At 64.4% G+C, this 25,692-nt stretch carries 24 protein-coding genes; 12 read left to right on the top strand and 12 right to left on the bottom strand.

Annotation, left to right across the window (positions count from 1 at the left end):
• Window positions 1-9: 9 nt before the first annotated feature.
• Window positions 10-975 carry a DUF4163 domain-containing protein gene (locus HG250_RS11975; protein ID WP_170005565.1) on the bottom strand — a complete coding sequence of 322 codons (966 nt, stop codon included), beginning with the start codon at window positions 973-975 and terminating at the stop codon, window positions 10-12.
• Window positions 976-984: 9 nt separating this feature from the next.
• Here HG250_RS11975 and HG250_RS11970 point away from each other — a divergent pair, with 9 nt between their 5' ends.
• From HG250_RS11970 to HG250_RS11935, 8 genes are all read left to right on the top strand, one after another.
• Entirely contained in the window at window positions 985-2,400 is a 1,416-nt protein-coding gene (locus HG250_RS11970) for a leucyl aminopeptidase family protein (protein ID WP_170005564.1), read from the top strand.
• Window positions 2,401-2,481: 81 nt separating this feature from the next.
• On the top strand, window positions 2,482-2,826 hold the full coding sequence (locus HG250_RS11965; protein WP_170005563.1) for a hypothetical protein: 345 nt from the start codon (window positions 2,482-2,484) through the stop codon (window positions 2,824-2,826).
• A gap of 1 nt (window position 2,827) precedes the next feature.
• On the top strand, window positions 2,828-3,763 hold the full coding sequence (gene argC / locus HG250_RS11960) for an N-acetyl-gamma-glutamyl-phosphate reductase (RefSeq protein WP_170005562.1): 936 nt from the start codon (window positions 2,828-2,830) through the stop codon (window positions 3,761-3,763).
• A gap of 236 nt (window positions 3,764-3,999) precedes the next feature.
• Window positions 4,000-4,338: a P-II family nitrogen regulator gene (locus HG250_RS11955; RefSeq protein WP_170005561.1), complete on the top strand. Its 339-nt coding sequence runs from the start codon at window positions 4,000-4,002 to the stop codon at window positions 4,336-4,338.
• Between the two features lie 78 nt (window positions 4,339-4,416).
• Window positions 4,417-5,826, top strand: a complete 1,410-nt coding sequence (gene glnA / locus HG250_RS11950) for a type I glutamate--ammonia ligase (protein ID WP_170005560.1) — start codon at window positions 4,417-4,419, stop codon at window positions 5,824-5,826.
• A 135-nt stretch (window positions 5,827-5,961) separates the two neighbouring features.
• Window positions 5,962-6,561, top strand: coding sequence for a lysozyme (locus tag HG250_RS11945; RefSeq protein WP_170005559.1), 600 nt, complete (start codon window positions 5,962-5,964; stop codon window positions 6,559-6,561).
• Window positions 6,562-6,678: 117 nt separating this feature from the next.
• On the top strand, window positions 6,679-7,812 hold the full coding sequence (locus HG250_RS11940) for a hypothetical protein (RefSeq protein WP_170005558.1): 1,134 nt from the start codon (window positions 6,679-6,681) through the stop codon (window positions 7,810-7,812).
• Entirely contained in the window at window positions 7,809-8,363 is a 555-nt protein-coding gene (locus HG250_RS11935) for a fasciclin domain-containing protein (RefSeq protein ID WP_170005557.1), read from the top strand. The genes HG250_RS11940 and HG250_RS11935 overlap by 4 nt, the downstream gene beginning before the upstream one ends.
• Before the next feature lie 25 nt (window positions 8,364-8,388).
• Here the strand turns inward: HG250_RS11935 and HG250_RS11930 are convergent, their stop codons facing one another.
• From HG250_RS11930 to HG250_RS11915, 4 genes are all read right to left on the bottom strand, one after another.
• Window positions 8,389-12,606, bottom strand: coding sequence for a translocation/assembly module TamB domain-containing protein (locus HG250_RS11930; RefSeq protein ID WP_170005556.1), 4,218 nt, complete (start codon window positions 12,604-12,606; stop codon window positions 8,389-8,391).
• The gene (locus HG250_RS11925; protein ID WP_338103915.1) at window positions 12,606-14,804 is read right to left on the bottom strand and encodes an autotransporter assembly complex protein TamA; all 2,199 of its coding nucleotides are present in this window, start codon (window positions 14,802-14,804) and stop codon (window positions 12,606-12,608) included. Before HG250_RS11925 ends, HG250_RS11930 begins: the two co-directional genes overlap by 1 nt.
• Window positions 14,785-15,645, bottom strand: coding sequence for an arginyltransferase (locus HG250_RS11920; RefSeq protein ID WP_170005555.1), 861 nt, complete (start codon window positions 15,643-15,645; stop codon window positions 14,785-14,787). The genes HG250_RS11925 and HG250_RS11920 overlap by 20 nt, the downstream gene beginning before the upstream one ends.
• A gap of 163 nt (window positions 15,646-15,808) precedes the next feature.
• On the bottom strand, window positions 15,809-17,074 hold the full coding sequence (locus HG250_RS11915; protein ID WP_170005554.1) for a threonine ammonia-lyase: 1,266 nt from the start codon (window positions 17,072-17,074) through the stop codon (window positions 15,809-15,811).
• 113 nt (window positions 17,075-17,187) lie between these two features.
• On the opposite strand from HG250_RS11915, the gene HG250_RS11910 reads away from it, so the two are divergent.
• The 4 genes from HG250_RS11910 to HG250_RS11895 all read left to right on the top strand — a co-directional run bounded on the left by HG250_RS11910 (window position 17,188) and on the right by HG250_RS11895 (window position 20,556).
• On the top strand, window positions 17,188-18,099 hold the full coding sequence (locus HG250_RS11910) for an NAD(P)-dependent oxidoreductase (protein ID WP_170005553.1): 912 nt from the start codon (window positions 17,188-17,190) through the stop codon (window positions 18,097-18,099).
• Window positions 18,096-19,769, top strand: coding sequence for an amidohydrolase (locus tag HG250_RS11905; protein WP_170005552.1), 1,674 nt, complete (start codon window positions 18,096-18,098; stop codon window positions 19,767-19,769). The genes HG250_RS11910 and HG250_RS11905 overlap by 4 nt, the downstream gene beginning before the upstream one ends.
• A gap of 177 nt (window positions 19,770-19,946) precedes the next feature.
• The gene (locus HG250_RS11900) at window positions 19,947-20,177 is read left to right on the top strand and encodes a hypothetical protein (RefSeq protein ID WP_170005551.1); all 231 of its coding nucleotides are present in this window, start codon (window positions 19,947-19,949) and stop codon (window positions 20,175-20,177) included.
• Window positions 20,178-20,340: 163 nt separating this feature from the next.
• Entirely contained in the window at window positions 20,341-20,556 is a 216-nt protein-coding gene (locus HG250_RS11895; protein ID WP_170005550.1) for a hypothetical protein, read from the top strand.
• 123 nt (window positions 20,557-20,679) lie between these two features.
• On the opposite strand, the gene tatC is transcribed toward HG250_RS11895, so the two are convergent.
• The 7 genes from tatC to HG250_RS11860 form a co-directional block, all read right to left on the bottom strand.
• Entirely contained in the window at window positions 20,680-21,474 is a 795-nt protein-coding gene (gene tatC, locus HG250_RS11890) for a twin-arginine translocase subunit TatC (protein WP_170005549.1), read from the bottom strand.
• 2 nt (window positions 21,475-21,476) lie between these two features.
• The gene (gene tatB, locus HG250_RS11885) at window positions 21,477-21,935 is read right to left on the bottom strand and encodes a Sec-independent protein translocase protein TatB (RefSeq protein ID WP_170005548.1); all 459 of its coding nucleotides are present in this window, start codon (window positions 21,933-21,935) and stop codon (window positions 21,477-21,479) included.
• A 17-nt stretch (window positions 21,936-21,952) separates the two neighbouring features.
• A complete protein-coding gene (gene tatA, locus HG250_RS11880) occupies window positions 21,953-22,255 on the bottom strand; it encodes a twin-arginine translocase TatA/TatE family subunit (protein ID WP_170005547.1) in 303 nt (100 codons plus the stop codon).
• Window positions 22,256-22,326: 71 nt separating this feature from the next.
• Window positions 22,327-22,935 carry an SMC-Scp complex subunit ScpB gene (gene scpB, locus HG250_RS11875; protein WP_338103914.1) on the bottom strand — a complete coding sequence of 203 codons (609 nt, stop codon included), beginning with the start codon at window positions 22,933-22,935 and terminating at the stop codon, window positions 22,327-22,329.
• Window positions 22,932-23,756: a segregation/condensation protein A gene (locus HG250_RS11870; protein ID WP_170005546.1), complete on the bottom strand. Its 825-nt coding sequence runs from the start codon at window positions 23,754-23,756 to the stop codon at window positions 22,932-22,934. The genes scpB and HG250_RS11870 overlap by 4 nt, the downstream gene beginning before the upstream one ends.
• A complete protein-coding gene (gene nagZ / locus HG250_RS11865; protein ID WP_170005545.1) occupies window positions 23,753-24,772 on the bottom strand; it encodes a beta-N-acetylhexosaminidase in 1,020 nt (339 codons plus the stop codon). The genes HG250_RS11870 and nagZ overlap by 4 nt, the downstream gene beginning before the upstream one ends.
• An 86-nt stretch (window positions 24,773-24,858) precedes the next feature.
• Window positions 24,859-25,692, bottom strand: a complete 834-nt coding sequence (locus HG250_RS11860) for an SPOR domain-containing protein (RefSeq protein ID WP_240957107.1) — start codon at window positions 25,690-25,692, stop codon at window positions 24,859-24,861.

The raw sequence follows: 25,692 nt of genomic DNA, 5'->3' as shown, positions 1-25,692 counted from the left end.
CCGCAACGATCAGCGCAGAGCGAAAGCGTCGCGGTAGCGTGGATCGACCGCCTCCAGGATCGCCGCCGTGATCGGAACGTCGATCTCGTAAGCTCCCTCGGAAAACGGACCTGCCACATAGGGGCCGGCCAGCAGCCCCAGCCGGTTGAACCTTCGTCCGCTGGACGATCCGAGAAGGATGGTCATATCCTTCAGCGGAGGGCATTGCCTGAAATCGTCGGCAATATCTTCCGCATCGACATCCGCGCGGCGTCTGGCCCTCTCCTCCTGCAAGCCGGTACAGAACGGCTCCCGCACCGCATCCTCCAGGGCCGCCATGTCGCTGAAAAAACTTTCCGGCTTCAACGCCGTCCGGCTTTTCCGGTCCCAGATCAGCGAGTTGAAGCCGTAATTGCCATGCGCGCCGCCAGTATAGCTCGACCGGCGGGCAGAGAGCGACAGATAATCCGGCAGATCGGCCACAATTTCCCAGTTAACGCGCAGCAGATAACGATTGTAGGGAAAGCCGCTGTCCCGTGCATCCGCGCGTCCCCTGGTCGCATTTTCCTGCAGCAGTTCGAGGCTGTTCTGGCGGCGCCGGTCCAACAGGGCGCGAAGGCCGGGTTCATCCCCTGCCGCTTCCGGCCATGCATATTCGAATTCGTAGAGTTCGGTCGTCTCCTCCACCGCAAATGCGCCCGACAAGGCGGTTTCGGCGCTATCGCCGGCACGTGCAGTAGCACTCGCCCGCACTCCGCCAACACGCGGCGCAGCATTAGCATCGGCCCGCTTTCCGGCGGCCATCGCATCGCCTTGACCCGCCTGCGCCGCATCATTGCTACCCGCATCCGGTGCGCAGGCGCAGAGCGCGAGATAAACAACCGCCCCGATTACCGGTTTCGCAACAGATGCGAGCCGCATCGCCATGTCCTTTCGCAGCATCGTTTTCATATGCGCCAGCGACCGGATGCTGACAAGGCGCCTGACCTGTGCCATCAGGCCATTATGACCATTCAGACAGATTTGCTACAGGCCGACCGCGGCCAGGATGCAGTTGCGATCCACATCGTCGACAAGAACAATCATGCCGCATGGCGCGAGACCCTGAACGAAGGGCAGAGGGCGGTGCTCGATGCGCAGAAATTCGATGGCAGCGGTTATCAGACCGCGATAGTCCCGTGCGGGTCGGGAAAGGCCGGAGCCTGGTTCGCCGTCGGCGGGGTTGCCGATGCCGGCAGCCTGTCGAGCTGGTGCCTTGCAAAACTGGCCGAAGCACTGCCGGAGGGAACCTACCGCCTTCAGGAATGCGACCCGGGCCCGGCCGTGCATGGCTGGCAAGTGGCGCAGTACCGTTTCGACCGGTATCTCAGCAATAATTCCGCCACAGGCGCTCGCATCCTGCTGACGCGCGATGCAAGAGGTCTGGAGCTGGCGCGCGCAGAGGCACGTGCCGTCAACAAGGTGCGCGATCTGGTGAACACGCCTGCCGAGGACATGGGCCCCGCCGCGCTCGAAGCGGAAGCCGGGGATCTGGCGCGCAGGCACGGTGCCGAACTGACGGTGACGCGCGGCGATGCGCTGGAGCGCGACTACCCGATGGTCCATGCGGTCGGGCGGGCAGCGGCACGCGAACATGCGCCGCGCCTCATCAGGCTCGAATGGGGCCGCAAGGACGCGCCGCGTCTTGCGATCGTCGGCAAGGGAGTCTGCTTTGATTCCGGCGGGCTGGATGTGAAAAGCGCCAGCGGCATGAAGCTCATGAAAAAAGACATGGGCGGTGCGGCCCACGCACTCGCCCTCGCAGGCCTGGTCATGGAGGCCGGGCTGGACGTGCGCCTGCACCTGCTGGTTCCGGCCGTGGAAAACGCGATTGCAGGCAATGCCTTCCGCCCCGGCGACGTGCTGACCTCGCGCAAGGGGTTGACGGTCGAGATCGGCAATACCGATGCGGAAGGCCGGCTGATCCTGGCCGACGCGCTGACCAGGGCGAGCGAGGACGACCCCGAACTGCTGATCGATTTCGCCACCCTGACCGGTGCGGCACGGGTGGCGCTCGGCCCCGATCTGCCCGCATTGATGACGCGCCGCGACGACACTGCACAGGCATTTCTCGACGCCGGCAAGGCGCATGACGACGAATGCTGGCGCCTGCCGCTGCCCGCACAATATGCGGAATTCTTGAATTCAGACATCGCCGATACGAACAATGCACATGGCAATTCCTTTGCCGGCGCAAGCGTGGCGGGTCTGTTCCTCGACAAGTTCGTGGGCGACAATGCCGATGGTTCGCTCATCGATTGGGCGCATTTCGACACCTTCGCCTGGCAGCCCGCAGCAAAGCCGGGCAGGCCGAAAGGCGGTGCCGCATTGGGGCTGCGCGCGGCATTTCACATGCTGAAGTCGCGCTACCCCGCCGCCTGACCCGCCCGCGCGGCGAAGTTGCCACCGGCGCAATCTGGGCCTAGATGGCCCGCTGCAATCAATGAAAGCCTTGACGAAACCGTGAGCGAAGCGTGCCAATATGATCTCCCGCGCGGCACCGTGACGCTGGCCGGTCCGGTCGAGAGACCGGAACCGGGCACCTTGCCCCTGCGCGGCGACATGGCGCATGTCGCGCTTGCCGACCGGTTCCTGGTCACGCATTACGTTCAGCCGCAGAAGCGCAGCATCGGGTCCGAAGGCGCGACATTGCGCTTCGCACCTGCCGTAGATGCAGCGGCGATCGTCCGGCTGGACGGCGGATCGACTTTCGAAGCGCTCGATTTTGCCGGTGGCTGGTGCTGGGGATGCTGCGGTCCTGCCGGGCCGACCGGCTATGTCGAGATCGGCAGCTTGGCCGCAGGTTAAGATGGCGGCACGGATCTTCATCGATGGCGCGGCAGGCACCACGGGGCTGGAAATCCACCAGCGCCTGTCGGGCCGCACGGACGTCGTATTGCACCGCCTGCCGGACGAACTCCGCAAGGATCGGAACGCCCGTCGCGAAGCCTTGAACATATGCGATATCGCCATCCTCTGCCTGCCCGACGATGCGGCGCGCGAAGCGGTCGGCATGATCGATCCGGCGAGCAACGTGCGCGTGATCGACGCCTCCAGCGCGCACCGGGTGACAGAGGGCTGGACTTACGGTTTTCCGGAGATCTACGGCCGCGCCGCGATCCGGAGGGCGCGCTTCGTCAGCAATCCGGGATGTTACCCCACGGGATTTCTCGCGCTGGTCGCACCGCTGGTACGCGAAGGGCTGTTGCCGGCGGACTGGCCCTACAGCGTCCACGCCGTCTCGGGCTATTCGGGCGGCGGCAATGCGCTGATTGACAGGTTCGAGAGCGAAGGCGATCTTGCATGGCGCGGCTACGGCTACGCCATGGGGCACAAGCACCTGGCGGAGATGCAGACTCATGCCGGACTTGCCCACCCGCCCCTGTTCGCCCCTGCGGTGATCGACGCTATGCGCGGCATGGTGGTGGAAGTTCCCCTGCCCCTGCGCGCCATGCCGCGCGCGGCAACCGCTCCGGAACTGCGAAGCGCGCTGTCCGTGCATTATCGCGAGTCCCGGGTCGTCAGCGTAGTCGAAGGCGAAACTCCGCAGGAATTGCTGTTGCGGCGCGGGGCTGCGCCCTGGGATGGCATGGAACTGTTCATCCTTGGCGAAATGGCGAACGATCAGGTGCGGCTGGTCGCCAGGCTGGACAATCTCGGCAAGGGGGCGAGCGGTGCTGCCGTCCAGTCGCTGAACCTGATGCTGGGCTGCGATGAAATTCGTGGACTGCAACTATCTGCCTAAAAAACTTGCACCTCATGGGCACAATTGTTGCAATCGGGCGCTGAACATCTGCAGGCGCGGGAAAGGCTCGGACCCGAAGCGCGGCTGACGGCGAATTTCGTTCAAGCAGCCAGCGTGGCACGTTTCTTGAAAGGTTGCGCGCAAGCAGCGCCTGCGTGCATAGTCTCTCGGGCAGCGCGCCCGGTGCCCGGCAGGTCCGGAACGGCAGAAGCAAGTCGCAAGGCAAGGGAGGCAGCGTGAAAAAAGTCGAGGCAATCATCAAGCCGTTCAAGCTGGACGAGGTCAAGGAGGCGCTGCACGAGGTGGGCGTGTCCGGCATCACCGTGACCGAAGCGAAGGGCTTCGGACGGCAGAAGGGCCACACCGAGCTCTATCGCGGGGCCGAATATGTCGTCGATTTCCTGCCCAAGGTGAAGCTGGAGGTCATCGTCAGCGACAATATCGCCGACCGCGTGGTCGAAGCCATCGCTGCCGCTGCCCAGACAGGTCGCATCGGCGACGGGAAAATCTTTGTTTCCGCCATCGAAAGCGTGCTCCGCATTCGCACCGGCGAACGGGACGAGGACGCCCTCTAGGCAGACGCTTCGCAGAGTAATGCCCCCGCTGCGGATCAGCCCGACTCCGCAAGATCTATCAATCGAGAAGGAACAGACATGGCCAGCGCCAAGGAAATCATCAGCGACATCAAGGACCGGGAGATCGAATGGGTCGACCTGCGCTTCACCGATCCGAAGGGAAAGTGGCACCATTTGACCATGGTCGCCAATCTGCTGGGCGAGGATGAGCTGGAAGACGGGCTGATGTTCGATGGATCGTCCATTGCCGGGTGGAAGGTCATCAACGAAAGCGACATGATCCTGCGCCCGGATCTGGAACGGACCTATATCGACCCGTTCAGCGCCACGCCGATGATGATCATGTTCTGCGACATCGTCGAACCTTCCAGTGGCGAACTCTATTCCCGCGATCCCCGCTCCACCGCCAAGCGCGCCGAGGCCTATCTGCAGACCACCGGCATCGGCGACACGGTCTTCGTCGGGCCGGAGGCGGAATTCTTCATGTTCGACGACGTGCGGTTCGAGGATGGCTATGCCGCATCGGGCTTCAGCATCGACGATATCGAGCTGCCGACCAATTCGGGCCGCGAATATGAATCGGGCAACATGGCCCATCGCCCCCGCGCCAAGGGCGGCTATTTCCCCGTGGCGCCGGTTGACAGCGCCGTCGACATCCGCGGCGAGATGGTTTCGACCATGATCGAGATGGGCCTCAATTGCGACAAGCATCACCACGAAGTCGCCTCCGCGCAGCATGAACTCGGCCTCACCTACGCCACGCTGGTGGAAACGGCCGACAACATGCAGATCTACAAATATGTCGTGCACCAGGTGGCCCATGCCTATGGGAAGACGGCGACCTTCATGCCCAAGCCGATCAAGGACGATAACGGTTCGGGCATGCACACCCATTTCTCGATCTGGGAAGGCGGGAAGCCGACGTTTGCCGGCAATGCCTATGCCGGCCTGTCGCAGAACTGCCTTTATTTCATCGGCGGCGTCATCAAGCATGCCAAGGCGCTGAACGCCTTCACCAACCCGACCACCAACAGCTACAAGCGTCTGGTGCCGGGTTACGAGGCACCGGTGCTGCTGGCCTATTCCGCCCGCAACCGTTCGGCATCGTGCCGCATCCCCTATGGTGCGGGCGACAAGGCGAAGCGCGTGGAATTCCGCTTCCCGGATGCGATGGCCAATCCCTATCTCGCCTATGCCGCCATTCTGATGGCCGGCCTCGATGGTATTCAGAACAAGATCGATCCGGGCGAGGCGATGGACAAGAACCTTTACGATCTGCCGCCCGCCGAACTGGCCGACGTGCCCACCGTCTGCGGTTCGCTGCGAGAGGCGCTGGAATCGCTGGATGCCGATTACGACTTCCTGCTGAAGGGCGACGTTTTCACCAAGGATCAGATCGATTCCTATGCCGAACTGAAGTGGGAAGAGGTGATGCGCGTGGAAACCACGCCCAATGCCGTCGAATATGATCTGTATTACAGCGCCTGACCGCTGAAACTGCTGGCGAGGCGCGCGGGAATATCCCGTGCGCCTCGTTCCATTCACTCGCTGGAATAGTCCTTTCCTACAGCGTCTTTTGCTGCGTAATGCCTGCGCCTTCCATTTCAGACCCGGAGGCAGCCCATGCAGCGCAAATCCATTTTCGATGCCGTTCGGAACATGCTGGGGCGCGGATTCCGCGCTTCCGAAGTGATCCAGCTGGATGCCGCGATCGACAGAGCCCTCGATCGTCATGATATCGGCGATGGAAGCAACTCTTCGCCGGCGATAATTTCGGACGAAGGGATTGCCCTCGTCCAAAGATTCGAAGGCTGCGCAAAGGTCCGGCGGGACGGTCTGGTCGAAGCCTATCCCGATCCGGGCAGCGGCGGCGACCCCTGGACCATAGGCTGGGGCGCAACGGGGCATGGTATCGCCCGTGGCACCGTGTGGACGCAGGAGCAATGCGACACCCGGCTGGCAGCCGATCTGGCAAGCTATTCGCAGGAAGTCGCCCGCGCACTGGACGGCGCACCCACCACGCAAGGTGAATTCGATGCCTTGGTCAGTTTTCATTACAATACGGGCGCGATTGCCCGCGCTACCCTGACGAAATACCATCGTGCCGGCCGCAAATCTGCCGCCGCCGCCGAATTCGCCCGCTGGAACCGGGCCGCCGGGAGGATCCTTCCCGGACTCGTCAATCGCCGCAAGGCGGAAGCGGCATTATATTCGCAAGGCTAGGCTCTGCCTGGCGAGGGCATGAAGGTCGCGCAACATTGACGGAATGTCAGGTCATCCGCCGAACAGGGGGAACCATTGCCGTGGCGGACCTGTTTTCAGAGTTGAAGGAGGCGGATTATGCGCCAGATCGTTATCATTGCTGCTGCTCTCGCCATGTTCAGCGTTTCGGGCGACCTTGCTTCGGCACAAGGCCAGGGCAAGAACCAGGGTGAAAGCAAGGCTCTGGGTCAGAAAGGCGGAAACGCGACGGGCCGCGACCGGACAGCCGATTCATCGCAGGAAAATCGCGGTGTCCAGAACCGCCGTTCCGAAAAAGCATCAGCGGGCAAGAACGAGGCCGGCGATCGATTCGCCAAGGGGCCGGACCGCGTGCGCGAGAACGGAGATCAAGATGCCGGGCGCAATGGCCAGCGCGAGCAAGTGAGCGACAGGGCGTCTGCCGCCTCCAACAATGGAAATGCAGCAGAGGATCGCGGCGAAAGCCGTGGCGACCGGCGCGATTTTTCGTCGAACAAGATCGACAAGCGGACCCGCTCAGCCGACGATTTCAATAGTGACCAGCGTGCTCGCAAGAACCGCGATAACGCTCAACGCATTGCACGCCGCGCCGACTCGCGCGACCGGGCGAATGTCAGCCGCTTCGCAGCCAAGCGCCCGCAGTTCGCATTCGTGCAAAGCGATTATCTGATCGCGGGCTGCCCGCCGGGACTTGCGAAAAAGAACAATGGCTGCATCCCGCCCAGGCAGCAGAAGCAGCGCCCGCTGCTGAACTACGGTGCCGATTTCTTCGGCTATCGCGATGTGCAGGATGGCCGGTATCGCTATGGCGACGGCTATCTCTACCGGTTGAACGACAGCGGCGGCCTGCTGGGTTTCATCCCGCTGCTGGGCGGAGCACTGTCGATCGGCAATATCTGGCCGCAGAGCTATCAGCGCAACCAGGTGCCGGATTATTACGCCGAATATTACAACCTCGGGCCGCCGCGCAATTACGGGTATGCCGATGATGTCATCTACCGGCTGAACCCGCAGTCATCCACCATCACCTCCATTGCCGCACTGCTGACCGGCGACGAATTCCGGGTGGGGGAAAGAGCGCCCGACGGATACGACATCTACAACGTGCCGAGCGCCTATCGCGACGATTATCGCGATCGGCCCGAGGCCGCCTACCGTTATTCCGATGGCTATATCTATGAAATCGACCCGACGACGCAGCTCGTTCGCGCTGCAATCGAACTTCTCGTATGAGGCGCGGCGGTGCGTGGTTCCTGGTGGCCACGGCAGCGATCGGCCTGTCTGCGTGCAGTTCCGGCGATGAACTGCAACCGGACGAACAGGTTTCGACCCGGACCCTGGCATCGGTCATCGCCGAAGATGAAGGCCTGTCGCGCCTGTCCAGCGTTCTGACCAGATCCGGGCTAGGCGCTGTGTTCGATGGCCCGGGCAGCTACACGGTGCTCGCCCCCGGCAACGATGCGCTGGCAGGCGCTTTGCCGACAGGCGGGGACGACAGCGAGTCTCTGCCGATCATGGTGGCGCTGCTGCGCGATCATATCCTGCCCGGCCATCTGACCCCCGCGATCATCCGTCAGGCGATTGCCGATCAGGGCGGGCCTGTCGAAATGCGCACCCTGGGCAAGGGCGTAGTCAGCTTTTCCATCGAGGGCGAAACATTGGTCGCGACGCAGGACGGAAGCAGCGTTCCGCTGGCTGGCCGGGCACTGGTGGCCGATAATGGCGTGGTCCTGCCTCTGAAGGGTGCTTTCACCTCGGCGCCGACCCGGGTTGCAGCGCCGTGACGAGAAGCTCCCCCACGAAGATACTCTAATAATCCCGGCTGACTTCCGCGACGACGCTCTCTCGCCCGATTGTCGAGACGCTCGCCAGCAGCGACAGCCATCGGGTGATACGGAATTCGGCGCTGGTCGCACTGTAACCGCGCCCGTCGGTAATCAGTTCGACATAGATGCGCCGCGTAATGTTCTTGCCGATGGCAATGCCGGTTTCGCGCCGCAGGGCGGCATCGGCATTGACGATCCGCAGCCTGTCCAGCCCGATCGCGTTACGCAGCGAATTGATCGGGTCCAGCCCGCCGTCGCCATCGCCGCGCAGCGAAGCCAGCGCCGCGCCCAATTGCAGCGCGTCGGTTGCGGAAAGATCGGTGATGGAACCGCCGAACAACAGCCGTGCGAGGATTTCTTCCTCGGGCAGCATCGGCGTCGAGCTGAAGCGCACCTCTGGCGATTGTGCGTTGCCTTCGACGTTGACCGTTACATCGATGCCGTTCTGGCGGCTTTCCGCCTGTATGTTGATGCGCGGGTCGATGGGGCCGTTCACGTCGAAATCGATGCGGCCCCGCTCCAGGTCGAAACGCGCCCCGGCAAAGCTGTAGGTGCCCTGCACCACCTGCGCTTCGCCGCCGATGCGGGGATCGTCCGTGGTTCCGCGAATGGCCAGATCGGCGCTCCATTCACTTTCGAGGCCCAGACCTTCGACATCGATCCGGTTATCGCCCTGTGCGTTGATGAGATAGCGCCACGGGGCGCTGCGGCGGCGGGCGGGCGCGACGTCGTAGGGCAGATTTACGTCGCTGGTCGCGATCTGCGGCAGGCGCAGTTCCTGTGCCGCGCGGCCCAGCCGCCAGCTTGCCCGCTCGATCTCGACGCGCCCGGCGATGGTACCGCCAATGCCGTTGGACACGAGGCGCAAGGGTCCGGTGACGGCGGCCTGCAGACCGGCCTGGTCGAGCAGCAAAGCGTTCGTTGCCGCCAGCTTGATGTCAAGGGCAGGCCCCCGCGCGCCCAGGTTCGCGAGATCGACCGTCCCGCTGCCGACCACGGTGCCGCCATTCGGCGTCGTGCCGGCGAACCGCCCTATCCGAAGGCGTGAACCGTTGAAACTGCCACGCGCCCGCAAGTTTCGGACGTCGGTTCCCGAAACGGCGCTCTGCAGCCGCAATTCATCGGTCGATAGCGAACCCCGCACCCGCGGATCGGCCAGCGTGCCGGTCACGTCGGCGGCGATCTCGACCGGGCCGGTCAGGTCGAACGTGTCCACCGCCGCCAGGCGCCACAGCGCCGAAGCAGGTCCGCCATAGCGCAGCTGCGCCGCTAGGTCGCCCCGGCGCAGGCGTTCGGCCAGCCCGCCCTGACCCGGCAGATTGGCGATGCGCCCCTGCAGCCGCCCGCGCCGCTCACCGCCTTCGGTGGCGACGGCGCGCGTTTCCAGCCGGTCGGGCGTCAGGCGCAGGACGAGGGCCAGATCGATCGGCCGGGACGTGAGCACGAGGCCCGACCGGGTCAGATCGTCGATCTTGACCCGCGCCTGTCCGGTTGGCAGTCCCCCTGCAATCTGGTTGTAATCGACGGTGCCGGAAATCGTCCCGCCGAGTCCGATGGTATCTGCGGCGATGTCGAGCAGGGCCAGCGGCATATTGGCCAGTTGCAAATTCAGCGCCGTTTCGCCGCCGCCGAACCGGCCCCGCGCGATGGCGCTGCCCTGCCCGTAATTTACCTGGGTAGGGCGCAAGGTCCAGCCACCGCCTGCCCTCTCTTCCAGCATGGCCCGGCGCGGCATGGTGATGTCGCGCCCGGCGTAGCGGCCCTTTGCGGCAAGCGCGATTTGCTGCGGCGCGACATTGGCGGCCAGCCGCAGTTCGAACTGGCTGCCTCGGCGCCCGGCGATCTGGGCGTCCACCCTGCCGCGTCCGTTCCGCAGTTCCGCCTCTGCCGCCAGCCGGCCGATAAAGATGTTGCCGTAACTGACGCCCTGCGCCCGCGCCTCGCCCGTGATCGTGCTATTGCCGTCCGCAAGATAGCCGGAGACATCGACTTGCGCCCGGCCAATGGCGAGCGGGGTTCCTCCACCGAAGCGCGCATCGCGCACGGTCAGATCGACGTCGAAGCCCTGCCCGCCCGCGCGCGGCGTTAGCAGGATGGCACCGTCAACGCCGCCCTGGGCAAATGCCAGTCGCCCCCTCGCCGTGCTGCCCTGCAAGGCGAGATTGCCGGTGACCTCGGTACCGCTGACCTGCAGCCGGTCGACCGCGATGCGAACGTCGTTCCCCGGCGGAGCGAACAGGCGGAAATCGCCTTCGAACGGGCCGAGCAGAGATTGCCCGGTGGCCGCCAGCGAAAAGCCGCCATCTTCCGGGCTGAGCGCAACGCGAACATCGCGCAGTCCCGCCTGCGGCAGTGGATCGGCAAAGACCAGCACGGCCTCCGGCCCCGAAGGGGTCAGCGCGCCTTCGACGGTGAACGGCCCGAATTGCACATGCCGCCCGCGCCCTGCCAGCGTGGTCCTGCCACCTGTAATGCGTCCGTCGAGCTCCGCCTGCAGCTTGCTCGCATTCACGCGGAACTGGCGGAAGGAAAGCGGCTGGCCCTTGCCGAAACTCACACCCCCGGCGAAGCGGATATTGTCCCCCGCGATGGTGGTCAAGGTGGGATTGGCGACCTGCCCCAATCGCCCGTCGACGACGCCGCGCAGTGTCCAGGGCTGGTTGCGGGCAACGTCGAACACCACCTGTGCGCTGCCACTGGCCCGGCCGATATTGCGGAACTGCAATCCCTGCGCCCGCACCAGTCCGGCCAGCGTATAGGCACCGTCCGCGGGCCGGGCCCGCAAGGCCAGATCGCCGCTGGTATCGGGAAACCTGACGCGCAATTCGTCGGAAAACAGGCGGCCATCCTCGGCGATTAATACGCCGGCGATGGTCCCACCCACAAGGCGCGGGTCGAGCAGATCGTTGCCGACCCTGATCCGCCCCACCTCGGCATCGACAGGCAGTTGCAGGCGCGACCCGTTCAGCCTTGCAATGCCGTTCTGGCGGAGGTCGGTCACCACGATTTCGCCGGACACAAGTCGGCCCAGCGCCAGCCTGTGCTCCACGGTCAGACTGCCGAAAGCGCCCTCGGCGGTGCCGCTCAGCCGCAGATCCTCCAGCCGCAGATTGCCGCCGAGAATGTCGGGCTGGCGCAGGCGAACGGCGAAGCGCAGATCCTCCATCACATTGCGGCCGAGATCCACCGCGCCCTGCACGGCTCCGGCCACCGCAGCGGAAGCGAATTGCGCTTTTCCTTCCAACACACGTTGCTGCAAGGTTCCGGCGGCTCTTACCGACAATTCACCCGCGACCAGATCGGCCGTCAGCCCGTCCAGCGCCGTGCCCGGCGTCAATTGCCCGGCAATCCCGTATTCGCCCGCCCAATTTGTCAGGCGGAATACCGCGAACCGAGCGCCGCCACGTTCGACAAGGAAGCGCCCCGCCCAGTTGGTCCACGATCCCTGCCCGTCGATGACGGCGTGATAATCCGCCTCCGCCCCGAGCAGGCCGGCGAGAACGCCGCCCGCTGGCGCCATATAGTCCAGCTTGAGATCGAAGCGGTCCTCATCCGGCATCGCATCGATCAGCGCGTACAGCCGGTCGCCCCCGCCAAAGCCGCCGCGCAAGTTGGCATAGACCCTGCCCGACCGGATGTCAGCCTGGGCCAGCAGATCGACCGTGCGGCTTTCGCCCCCGATGATTTGCGGCGCGACGGTCAGGTCGATGATCCGCAGGCGGTCGATCCGAATGTCGAAATCGGGCAGAACGGGCGAATCCGGATCGCCGGGTCGCAGATCGGGCAAGCGGTACAAGGTGCCGCCCCGCGTCAGCAGGTCGCGAATGTCGATGCCGCTGGTGAACCAGTTCAGCGGGCGCCAGTCCAGCGCCACGCGCGGCAGCGACAGGAACACGCCCTCAGGGTCGGACAGGGCAACGTGATGGAGCGTGGCGGAACCGTATATGCTCCCTTCGATCCGCCCGATCGTGATACCGAGGCCGGATGCGGGCGCCAGACCCTCTATCCTGTCGATCAGGAACCGCTTGCCGGGTGCCGTATCCAGCGCCAGCACTCCGCCGACGATGATGAGCGCGAACGCAAGAACTATTCCGAGCATCCATTGCACGAAGCGCATGGCGATGGAACGAGCGCCGTGCCTGCCACGAGCAATTCCGCCGCCGGTTTCCTCGCGGCTTTCATCGACGGCAGTGGTCGCCATCAGAACGCCTGCCCCAGTGATACATAGACCGCGAAGGGATTGTCGTCCGGCCCCGGGTTGACCGGCACGCCAAGATCGACCCGGATCGGGCCGAACCCTGTCTGATAACGCAGGCCCACTCCTGCGCCGACCCGCAGCACATCCAGCGTGGGGACGGCGCCGACGCTGACCGTGCCCGCATCGACGAAGGGAACGACGGATAATGCGCCATCGAAAATGCCCGTCTGTATCCGCGCCTCCAGCGCCAGTTCCACCAGCGACCGGCCGCCATTGGGTTCACCGAAAGCATTGCGCGGGCCGATCTGCTGGAACCCGTAACCGCGCACCGAACTGCCGCCACCAGCGTAAAGGCGGCGCGAGGGTGCGATGTCGATCAGGTCCGCGCCCGGAATGCTCGCCACCGCCGCCCGGCCCGCCAGCACCACCCGGTCCGACATGCGGCGGTAGTAGCTGGCATCGACCTGGCTGCGCAGATAGAAGCTCTGCGTGCCCCGGTTGCGCGAGATTTCGGGCGACAGGCGCAGGCCAAGGCGGAAACCGGTCGTCGGATCGAGCAGATCGTCCGTCGTGTCGATCTGCGCGCGGCCGGGAAGCGCGGCGATGAAATATGTTTCCCGCGGGGTTTGCGATTCGCGCACCGATGCGGGTGCCTCGTCGGTGGCGATCAGTTCGAAGCCGCCGCCCCAGCTGAACGGCTTCTGGAACAAGAGCGTGGACAGGCGCTCATAAGTGCCGATCAGCGCGACCGTGCGGGCATCATAGGCATCGCTGTCCAGTGTGCTGGCATAGGCATCCAGCGTCAGCACCTTGTCCCGCCCGCCGAAATTGTTCTTGCGGAAGGTGACGCCGGCCAGTTGTTCCTGCGTGCCCAGAATGCCGCGCACCCGCAGCGATCCTTCGGGCGGGAACAGATTGCGATGTTCCCAGCTGGCCTGAACGCGGATGCCTTCTTCCGATCCGTAACCGATCGCGCCGGCAATGGTGCGCAGCGGCGCGCGGGTGATATTCACGTCCAGCGCGACCACGCCCGGTCTATCGCCCTGCGGCTCCGCCACGACACGCGGCGTGATCGTCGCCGTGGAAACCAGTCCGGTCGCCGTGATGGCGCGGCGCAGGTCAAGTTCAAGGCTGCGCCGATAGATGTCGCCGGAATCGAAACGGGCGATCCCGGCCAGATGTTCGCCGCCGAGGAAGCCGGGATCGGAACTTACGACGCCGCCGAAGGCATATTTGCCGCCGGGGCGGACGACCATCGTCAGATCGCCTTCCAGCCTTTCGTGATCGACCACGAGTTCGGGTGCGTCGATCTCGGCGAAAACATAGCCGTTTTCACCCAGCGCATGATCCAGATCGGCCTGTTCCTCGACGATCCGGTCGCTCGAAAGGTCCATCCCCCGGTCAATATCGAAGGCGCCGCGCAATTCGCTGTAATCGGGCGCAGCGGACAGATTGCCAAGGTCGATCGCGCCGAAACGGTAACGCGGACCGGGAACGATGTCGAAACGTACCGTAGCGCGGGTCGCATCGTCGGGCGCACTCCCGTCGTCACGCCCTGCGGCCGGCAGTTCCGCAGCGATGTTGCGCGATATCTGTGCGTCATAATAGCCATAGACGCGCAGCAATGTGCCGAGCAGTTCCTCGTCGCGGCGCGCGCGTGCCGTCAGCTGCGCGATATTGGTTTCTTCGCCTTCGAGTTCTTCCAGAGTGGAAAGGGCAGCAAATCTTTCGATAAAATCGTCGCGCGGCGGGAAATCCTCGGCGCGTTCAGGATAGGCGATCACGAGATTGTCGTCGATCCGCCGCTCCACCAGAACCGGAGCAGGAGCGAGCATCGGTTCGTCGAACGTGGCGAATTCAATATCGTCTTCAGGTTCGAGCGGTGCAAGCTGCGGCAGGTCGAGGTCGTCGTCCGGCCAAGGGACGGTGATCAGCGGCATCTCGGCCAGCGGCGAATCGGCGGCAAGTTCGGGCAGTTCCGTGATCGCGGGCGGAAGATCACTCTCGCCCCGGGCATCGACAGCCCAGTCCTGGGGATTGGCCACTGCCGTGTCGGGGATCAGATCTTCCAGCCGGAGAGTATCCGGCCCTTCCTGCGCGTGAAGCGCAGCGGGAACGCACAACGCCCCGATTGCGGTGGAGAGGGTCAGGCGATGAAATGCCGTCGGGATGGCAGGGCGATTACCCGATCGCGGCGACACCTTCTCTGGAACCTGACGGTTGCCATTTCTCACCGGCCGGCACGTTGGCACCGGCCCCGGGCTGACCGGCCCGGGCAATTGAAGCGGCGATGAGGGCGTCCTGCTGCTGGGCGGACATCCGCACCCAGCCGGCAGGAGTAAGCCGTTCCAGCGGGCGGTAGCGCACCTTGTACTGCATGCGCGGCGATCCCTCGACCCAATAGCCGAGATAGACATAAGGCAGGCCCGCTTCGCCCGCGCGGCGAATATGGTCCAGAATGATGTAGTTCCCAAGACCGGACCGCGCCTCATGTTCAGGGTCGTAGAAACTGTACACCATCGACAACCCGTCTCCCTGCCGGTCGGTCAGACAGGCGCCCACCAGGCGGCCCGGCTTCCCATCGGCGGAAGGTTCCCTGTATTCGGTCACATAGCTGGATATGGGCGTGTGTTCCACCATATCCGCAAAATCCATCTCGTCCATCGACACCATGCCGCCATCGGGGTGGCGCATGCCAAGGTATTTCTGCAGCAATTCGAACTGTTCCGCCGTCGCCCAGGGGCGGCATTCGGTCACTTCAAGATCGGAATTGCGCCGCATATTCTTGCGCTGGGTGGCCGACGGGCGGAAATCGAGCGCCGCGACACGGACCGAGATGCAGGCCTGGCAATCGGCGCAGCTGGGCCGATAGGCAACCGTCTGGCTGCGCCGGAACCCGATCCGGCCGAGCGCCTCGTGCAGCTGGTCGGCATTGTCGCCCTTCAGTTCGGTAAAGACCTTCCGTTCGCTGCGGCCCGGAAGATAGGGGCATGGCGCCGGGCTCGTGACGAAGAAGCGGGGGAATCTTACAGGGGCGGTCATTGGGCGGTCACGGGGGCTGGTGTCATCCTGTCGGTTGCTGATCCTTCGCGCCGGATCGGCGACGCATCGCCTTTCCTGCCTGAACGATTATGCCACGATATGAGGCAGGTTAAAGCCCTTTAACCACGATTCGTACAGGCACGGGATTTCGCCGGCACGGGCTTCAGTTCAGTTCGACCTGGCTCACCGAATAGCCTTTGCCCTGCAATTCGGCGATCAGCCCGACCAATTGCTGCTTGTCGCGCGCTTCGCATTCGATGTCGGTAATCAGACCCTTCGCCGGCAGGGTGGTGAAGATGCGCTGGTGATAGATCTCGATGATATTGACGTTGTGCGCCTCGAATTCGCGCATCACCTTGTAGAGCGCGCCGGGCCGGTCCTGCAGCGTGATCCGTAGCCGCGCCAGGCGGCCCGAACGGGCGAGATCTCGCAGGAGCACATTCGCCAGCAGGCGCGTGTCGATATTGCCGCCGCACAGGACCAGGCCGACATTCCGGTCCCTGAACCGCTCCGGATGGTCGAGAACCGCCGCGAGGCCCGCGGCCCCGGCCCCTTCGACCACGGTCTTCTCGATCTGCAGCAGCAGCGAGACGGCATTTTCCAGCGATGCCTCGTCCGCCAGCAGGATGTCGTCGACGCGCTGTCTTATCACCTGTTCGGTGAACTGGCCGGGCTCCTTGACAGCGATGCCTTCGGCCAGAGTATCGCCCCCGCAGGGCAGCGATTCGCCCGTCAGCCGGTTGTACATGGATGGAAACAGGCGCGCCTCCACCCCGATCACCTCGATCCCGGGGTTCAGCGCCTCGGCCACGGTGGCCATGCCGGAAATCAGCCCGCCGCCGCCGATCGGCGTGACGATGCAGTCGATTTCCGGCGCATCCGCCAGCATTTCCAGCGCCACCGTACCCGCACCCGCTGCCACGTGCGGATCATCGAACGGATGCACGAAGGTGAGGCCCAGTTGCTGCTCCAGCTTGCGCGCATGGGCATAGGCATCATCGAAGGTTTCGCCTTCGAGCACTACGTTGCCGCCGACGCTTTCGGTCTGCATCACTTTCACCGTCGGCGTGGTGCGCGGCATGACGATGGTGACCGGAACGCCCAGCCGCGTACCGTGATAGCTGAGACCCTGGCTGTGATTGCCGGCGCTTGCCGCGATCACGCCGCGTTCGCGCTGCGCCTTGTCCATCAGCAGCAATGCGTTCAGCGCACCGCGCTCCTTGTAAGCAGCGGTGAATTGCAGATTTTCGAACTTCAGCCAGATTCGCGCGCCGGTGATATTGGACAGCGTCTGGCTGAACATTGTCGGCGTGCGCACGACCGCCCCGGCGATACGGTCAGCCGCCGCCTCAACGTCGGCAAGTGTCAGGGGCAGCGCTGCCGTTATGGCAGCGGCGCTTGTGGCGGTCTGGTCGGTGCTGTGCGTCATGGCTGCGGCCTTTAGGGGATATTTGGCCGCTGGGGAATGCCGTTGGGAAAGCAGAGCATTGACGCCTCCGCAGCGATTGCATTGGCGCGCATTTTGCCACATTCGTGGCTCCGATGACCGAACCCCTCGAGATAGCCTTCATCGGCCTTGGCGTGATGGGCGGGCCGATGGCCGGACACCTTGCCGCTGCCGGGCATAGCGTAACCGCTTATAACCGTACCGCCAGCCGGGCGCGGACATGGCTGGAGGCGCAACGCGCCGACGGCCGTGACGCGCATATCGCGGCAACACCTGCAGAAGCAGCAGGCGGAGCCGACATCGTCCTGACCTGCGTGGGCAACGATGCCGATCTGGAGGCGGTGACGCTGGGGCCGGACGGTGCTTTTGCCGCGATTGCGCCGGATGCCCTGTTCATCGATCATACCACGGTGTCGGCGGCGATGGCGCGGCGGCTGGACGGTGCTGCCCGCAGCGCCGGATTCGCCGCACTGGATGCGCCCGTATCCGGCGGACAGGCGGGGGCGGAAAACGGCAGGCTGGCCATAATGTGCGGCGGCTCGGACGAAGCCCTCGAGCGCGCCCGTCCGGTGATGCAAAGCTACGGTTCGCGCATCGTCCATGTCGGGGCGGCAGGCGCAGGGCAGACCGCCAAGATGGCCAACCAGATGTGCATCGCCGGAACGCTCGCCGGGCTGTCGGAAGCGATCCGGCTGGCCGATGCCGCGGATCTCGACATGGAGCGGGTGCTGGAGGCGATTTCCGGCGGTGCGGCGCAAAGCTGGCAGATGGAGAACCGCTGGCAGACGATGGTCGCCGGCGAATTCGACCATGGCTTCGCGCTCGACTGGATGCGCAAGGATCTTGGCTATGCGCTTGAGGAAGCGCGCCGTCTGGGGCTATCCGCGCCGGTCACCGCTCTGGTCGATCAGTTCTATGCCGATTTGCAGGCAATGGGCGCGGGCCGGCAGGATACCAGCGCCCTGATCAGACGACTGCCGCCAGGTTCCGAAGGAAAGACACCATGAAATTGCAACTGTTCCGCTCCGCCTGCAAACTGGCGCTCGCCATCCCTGCCCTGGCGCTCGCACCCAACGCGCAGGCCGATGTGCTGATCGACAATATACAGGGCCTCACCATCGACAAGGATGGCGAGATCGACCGCTTCGAAGCAATGTGGATCGACGATGACGGGCGGGTGAAACAGGTCTTCGATCGCCGCGACCGCCGACCGGAACGCACCGATTACCGCGTCGATGGACAGGGCCGCGTGGTGGTGCCGGGCATGATCGACGCGCATCTCCATGTCATGGGCCTCGGCTTCGGCGCCCTGACGCTCGACCTCTCGCAGACCCGCTCGCTGGCCGAGGCACAGGACGCCATCCGCGTCTTTGCCGCCGAGAACCCGGACCGTCCGTGGATCATCGGGCGCGGCTGGAATCAGGAACTCTGGGGACTGGGCCGTTTTCCCACTGCCGCCGAACTGGACGAAGCGGTCGGCGACCGGCCCGTCTATCTGGAACGCGTGGACGGTCACGCCGGCTGGGCCAATTCCCGCGCCATCGCGGCCGCAGGCGTCTCGGCAGCGACGAAGGATCCGTCCGGCGGCCGCATAGAACGCCTCGCGGGATCGCAGACACCGGCGGGTGTCTTCATCGATGCGGCGGGCGAACTGGTGCAGAAGGCCGTGCCGCCGCCCCGCCCCGATGACCGCGACGTCGCCCTGCTCGCAGCCCAGCGGCGGCTCCTTTCCTCCGGAGTGACGGCCGCCGCCGACATGGGCACCACGATCCAGGATTGGCAGACCTATCGCCGCGCGGGCGACATCGGCACGCTGAAGCTGCGGATCATGGCCTATGCCCACGGGGTCGATGCCATGGAACTGATCGGCGGCCCCGGCCCGACGCCGTGGCTGTACGACGACCGGCTGCGCCTGAACGGTGTAAAGTTATATCTGGACGGGGCGCTGGGATCGCGCGGCGCATGGCTTCTCGAACCTTATGCCGACGATCCGGGCAACACCGGCCTGCCGCTGCTGACGCAGGCACAATTGCGCAATCTGATGAGCCGCGCGGCGATGGAGGATTTTCAACTCGCCATCCACGCCATCGGCGACGCCGCCAATCGCGAGGTGCTGGAGGCGATAGAGGAACTGTCGGGCAGCTACCCCGACAGACGCTGGCGAATCGAACATGCGCAGATCGTCGATCCGGCGGATATTCCCGTTTTCGGGCGCAATGGCATCATCGCCTCGATGCAGCCGGTGCACCAGACGTCAGACCGGACGATGGCCGAGGCGCGGCTGGACCCGGCACGTCTTCAAGGTGCCTATGCCTGGGCGTCGCTGGACAGGGCCGGCAGCAGGCTCGCCTTCGGTTCCGATGCGCCCGTCGAATCGCCCGACCCGTTCGCCGGACTTGCGGCGGCAATCTCCCGCACGGATGCAGAGGGCCTGCCGCCCGGCGGCTGGATGCCCGAACAGGCGGTTTCGCGCGAACTTGCTCTCGCCGGCTTTACGGCCAATGCGGCCTTTGCAGGTTTTGCCGAGGGACGGTTCGGCCGGCTGGTTCCGGGTGAGCGGGCAGATTTCCTGTTCATCGACCGGGATCCGATGATCGCATCGCCTGCCGAACTTCGCGCTACGAATATACTGGAAACATGGATTGGCGGGGAGCGGGTCTGGCGACAGGGCGACTGATCACGTAAATTTTGTTCATCGCTGACGCAGCGGAATCGACAGCTGTTAACCGCTCCCTCATAAAGGCAGCCCTATTGCTGGCCCCATCGCGGCATCCTGCCTGTTTGCACCGGGCGGGACTGCCTCTAAAGGGCATCGGCAGGGGCGCATGCAGATCTCGCCGAACGGAGAAGTTGAATGAAGTTTCGTAACGTGGCTCCTGCATTGGCAGCAATGGCGCTCGTGTCCGCTCCTGTCGCGGCCGAGGCGGCCGGCGCGGATATGTCGCGTGCCGAGGCACCGGTGGAGCGTTCGTCGAGCCTTGCGGCACAGCAGAATACGCTGGTCTTCTTTGCAGGCATTGCCGCTGTCATCGCAGCTGTCATCTTCCTTGCGGCAGATGATGACGATGATGCCGTCAGCGTGTGAAGTGACTTCTACGGCCCGGCGAACTGTTTGCAAATGGCAACAGATGAGGCTTATCTGACGCAATCGTTGCCGGGCGATAGAAATACCGGGTTGCGGCTAAAGACCACTTGCTTTAGGGCGAGCGGAGCATTTTAGATTTTGAAATAATCGAGGAGAACTCACTATGAAGATTCGTAACCTGGCAGCTTCCGCTGCTGCACTTTCGCTGGTTGCATCGCCTGCACTGGCGCAGACCAATGTCGACCGCGTTGCCGCTCCCGTCGAAGGCGAGAGCGAAATCGGTGGTTCGAGCATCATTCTCGCGATCCTGGCAGCTGCTGCCGTCATCGCCGGGATCATCGTCGCTGTCGACGATGATGATGATGCCATCAGCGCCTGATCTTTCGATCATGATATGATGAAAACGGGGCCTTTCGGCCCCGTTTTTGTATCCGGTTGAATCATGGCTCTGCGATGCGGCCGTCCATTTACCCGCGATCTACGCTGCGCCGACGCACCTGGTCTAACCGTCGGCAATTGGCCTGACTTGGGCCTTCTTCATCCGGCGTTCGCCCAGCCACATCAGCGCGAGCGACCCTTCGAACAGCAGCATCAGCGGTATGGCCAAGACCAGCTGCGAACCGGGATCGGGCGGCGTGACGATGGCGGCGACGCCCACCACCAGCACGATGACATAGCGCCGGGCGGCGATAAGCTGCCCGCGCGACACGATGCCGGCCCTGTTCAGCAGCAGCAGCAGCACCGGCAGAAGGAAGCTCACGCCGAATGCAAGGATGAACTGCATGACCAGGGAGAGATATTCCCCCATCGCCGGCAGCGCCTCCTGCTCCAAACCCCCGGACACCCCCTCGAAATCGAGGAAGAATATGAAAGCGGTCGGCATCACGACGAAATAGGCGAGCGAGGCCCCTGCCGTGAACAGGATGGGCGTGGCGATCAGGAAGGGCAGAAAGGCACCCTTTTCCCGTGCATAGAGGCCGGGCGCGACAAAGGCCCATAACTGATTTGCGATAATCGGGAAACTGACGAAGAAAGCCGCGAACAGGGCGACTTTCAGTTCCACGAAGAAGGCTTCGTAAAGCTGGGTGTAGATCAGCCTGCCCTGCTGGTTACCTTCGGCGAAAGCAACGGTCAGCGGGCGCACCAGAAATCCGAATATGTCGTCGGCGAAATACAGGCAGATGGCAAAGGCGATTGCCAGCGCGATGACACAGCGCACCAGGCGCGTGCGCAATTCGATCAGATGGTCGAGCAGCGGCGCCTGCGTTTCGTCGATATCTCTCAACTGTATCGCCATGATCAGCGTGACGCCTCATCCGGAACATCGCTGCCCGGCCCTTTTGCGGCCGCATGATTCTGCGGATCCTGGCTGGCGCGCATCTCCACCTGCGCGCGGCTCTCCGCCGATACGCCCCAGGCTCCGCCTGTTTCGTTGCTACCGCCATCACCTGGCGCTGCCGTGGCGGCTTCGCCCGTAGCGCTATCGTCGGGCACGATGCCCGAATCCTCAGCTGTCATTATATCGGGATGAGCCGCCATGATGGCACGGTTCTGTTCGCGCCACTTGCGTTCCATGTCTTCCATCTCCGCCTCGCGAATCATCGTATCCAGCCCCGATCGGAAATGGCCGGACACCCGGCGGATCTTGCCGATCCAGCGCCCGGCGGCACGTAATGCGGCAGGCATGTCCTTGGGTCCGATGACGAGAATCGCCACGATGATGACGACGAGGACTTCGCTTGCAGCGATATCGAACATGGTCGCCGCCCGTCAGGTCAGCGGGGCGTATCGCCGCGCGTACCATTATCCTGCGCGGCGGCATCCGCCGCCATGGCGGTTTCCTGCGCGTTGCCGGTGGCTGGCGGAGCGGGCGATGCCGGCGGTGCGTCATGGGGTGCCGGAGCGTTCAGGCGCCTGGCCTCAACTGCATGCGCCTCGTCCTCGTCATTCATGCCCGAGCGGAAGCTTTTCACGCCCTTGCCGAAATCACCCATCATCTCGGAAATCTTGCCCCGGCCGAACAGCACGAGGATGACGATGGCGATAATCAGCAGCTGAACGGGGCCTATACTACCCATGAGGCGATCCTTTTTTGCCTAGGTTCCATGTTTCGATATAGTGGATGTGCCGGGCATTTGCCAGCGATGCATCATTCGGGGCCGGCCGCTTCGCCGCTTTGTTTCGGGTCTGCCAACGCGTCAAAGGCATCGTCGACCGGGTCGAGCAATCCGGCGCTTCTCAATTCGCCAATCCCCGGCAGATCGCGGCGTGATTCAAGGCCGAAATGGGCCAGGAATGCCTGTGTCGTGGCGTAGATCACGGGCCTTCCGGGCGCATCCCTTCGTCCGGCCGCGCGAACCCAGCCTGCCTCCATCAGGACGTCAAGCGTTCCTTTCGCCGTCTGCACGCCGCGGATGCTCTCGATTTCTGCCCGGCTGACGGGTTCGTGATAGGCGACGATCGCCAGGACTTCGGTGGCCGCACGCGACAGTCGCCGCACCTGTTCGCGTTCCCGCCGCAGCAGATGGGCAAGGTCGGGCGCGGTCTGGAAGTGCCAGGCCGCCCCGCGCCGGACCAGTTCCACGCCCCTGCCGCAGTAAAATGCCACGAGATCGTCGATAGCTACGCGGATATCTGCCGCGTCGGCATCGCCGAGGTGAGCGCAAAGAGCAGCGATCGTCAGCGGCTCCTCCGCTGCAAACAGCGTCGCCTCCACGGCCCTGACCAGCGGATCACCCTCTTCCGCCGGCAAGTTCACGACCCTGTACGGCGCAGGAGCATCGGCTGAAAGGCGCCGTCCTGCCTCAGTTCGGCCTGCCCGGTGCGGGCAAGTTCCAGCGCGGCGACGAAGCTGGAGGCGAGTGCGCTGCGGCGAAGACGCGGCCTGCTCCAACCCGGCTCCGCCTCGCCTGGCAGAAAATCCTCCAGCCTCATCCAGTCGCGGCTGACGCCGAGCATGGCCGCGATGCGTTCCAGAGCGCTCTCAAGCGTCATCACCGGACGGTCTCGCACCATGTGGACAGCGGGCGCGGTACGGGCCTTCACCTGCCCATAGGCCCGGATCAGGGCGAACCAGTCGCATTGCCACTTCACCTTGCGGTCGGTACGCAGGCCTTCGGGTGCGCCGCGCAGGAACACCTCCCGTCCCGTGCGGTCGCGGGCCAGCAGGCGCGCCGCCGCTTCGCGCATGGCGCCGAGCCGCGCCAGCCGCAATTGCAGGCGCAGCGCCAGTTCCTCCGCCCCCGGCTCCTCCTGTTCCTCCGCCGGAAGCAGCAAAGCGGATTTCAGAAACGCGAGCCATGCGGCCATGACGAGATAATCGGCCGCGAGTTCCAGCTTCAGCGCATCGGCACGTTCGATATATTCGAGATATTGATCGACCAGCGAAAGAATGGAAATCGCGCGAAGATCGACCTTCTGCCGCCGGGCAAGATCCAGCAGCAGATCCAGCGGCCCTTCCCACCCGTCGAGTTCGAGATAAAGCGCCGCATCGTCTGCTTTCGTGAGGGATGCCGCACCGCCCGCCGGGCGATCGCCATCCGGCTCGGCCTCGGCAAACAGCAGCCCGGCACCGCTCACCCGGCGAAACCCGCTGCGCTCAGCAATGCGTCACGGGTGGCGAGCAATTCCGCGCTGTCCGGCTGGTCCGCCTGCGGGCCGGTGCCCGTCAGCGCCTTCTGCAATCGCTCAAGCGTCTTGCCCCCCGCCGCGGGTACGGCTTTGGCGATGCCGACCATGTCGTCCATCTTCGCCCAGCAATTCAGCACCAGATCGCAACCGGCAGCGATCGCGCGGGCGGATCGTTCCGGGATCGTCCCCGATAGCGCCTGCATGTCGATATCGTCGGTCAGCAGCAGACCGTCGAAGCCGATGTGCCCGCGTATCTGGTTCTGAATGACAGCCGGAGACAGGGTCGCGGGGTTCTCATCGTCCCAGGCCGTGAACAGCAGATGCCCGGTCATGCCGACCGGCGCATGGTTCAGTGCGCGAAACGGCTGCATGTCCACCTCCAGTTCCGCAGCGCTCGCCCCGATCTTCGGCATGCTCTTGTGCGTATCGGTATTCGACCTGCCGTGCCCCGGCATGTGCTTGATACAGCCCGCAACGCCCGCTTCGCCCAGTCCCTGCAGGATCGCACGGCCCAGCGCCGCCACCTGCATCGGTTCCGCGCCCAGTGCCCTGTCGCCGATCACGTCGTGGCCGCCCGGCCAGCGGATATCGAGCGGCGGGTGGCAATCGACGGTGATGCCCACCTCCGCAAGTTCCAGCCCCAGGGCCTGCGCGTTCAGGCGCGCCGCCTGCATCGCCGATGCGGGAGCCACCTGATACAGACCGTCGAATAGTTCTCCGGCAGGAAAGCGCGTCCATTCCGGGGGCTTCATACGCGCGACCCGGCCACCTTCCTGATCGATGCAGATGAACAGATCGTCCCGTCCGTGAAGGTCGCGCAATTCACCCGTGAGGGCGCGGAGCTGATCGCGATCGATGCAATTGCGGCCGAAAAGGATGTAGCCCGCAGGCACGCTGTCGCGGAAGAAATCCCGCTCGTTATCGGTGAGCCTTGCCCCCGACAGGCCGAAAATTGCTGGTGTCATGGCAGCAGGAATCGCAGGAAAACGCAGGGTTCGCAAGCGATTGCCAACCCTGCGCTGTGGACATTACCGCCGGATGCAGCAGCGGTTCAGGGCTTCACCTGACAGGCGACGCCATCGTTCTTCAAGGCGGTGCAGAGCTGGCGCGCGGAGGACAGATCGCCCGCAACCGCCTGAAGGCGATAGACCACACCGATGTCCGCATTCCCGCGCACGATGCGGTGGTTCACCCCGTTCAGCAGATCGGTACGCGAACGCAATTCGGCCCATCCGCTCTCGGCGGTGGCCTCGTTCATATAGGCGCCGACCTGCACGGCAACGCCGCCCAGCGCAGGTTCCGGCGTCTCCTGCGGTTCGGCAACGTCTGCTTCCTGCGCGACATTGACGGTAGGGCGCGGCGTGTCGTCTTCCGCGATGCGCCCTTCCCGCGTCTGGCCTTCGGCCACGGCGGGCGCAACATCGCCAGTGCCGGCGAATTCCTTGCCACCCGGATTGTCGGGCCGGGACCTGTAGGGTTCGTCGGGCGCTTCTATGGTGCTGCCATCCGCAACGATCTCGCCGTCGCCGCCCGAATTGGCTATAAACCAGCCGCCGCCGATCAGAACGGCCAAAGCCAGCAGGGCGAGCAGGACGAAGCCGATCAGCCGCGCCGGATCGACGCCGCCCGCATCTTCCTCATCATCGGCGGATTCGAGCCACGGCAGGCGTTCGTCCTGCCGGTCGAGCGCGAGTTCGTCATCCATGCGGTATGCGCTGGCAGGCTCGGTATCGTCGCCCATGCGGTAATTTTTGCCGGTCCGGTAATCGTCGGCGGAACGATAATCATCCGGTGCGAAGCCCGCCGCATCGAGAGTAGGACCCGCTTCCGGCGTGGCCCCTTCGGCGTTCTGGTAATCGTCGTCACGGCGTCCGTTGCCGGTCAT

Source organism: Pseudopontixanthobacter vadosimaris (assembly GCF_012979275.1).
GTDB classification, from domain to species: domain Bacteria; phylum Pseudomonadota; class Alphaproteobacteria; order Sphingomonadales; family Sphingomonadaceae; genus Pseudopontixanthobacter; species Pseudopontixanthobacter vadosimaris.
The sequence above is the reverse complement of the archived record's forward strand: the minus strand, read 5'-3'. Positions and strand labels throughout refer to the sequence as shown.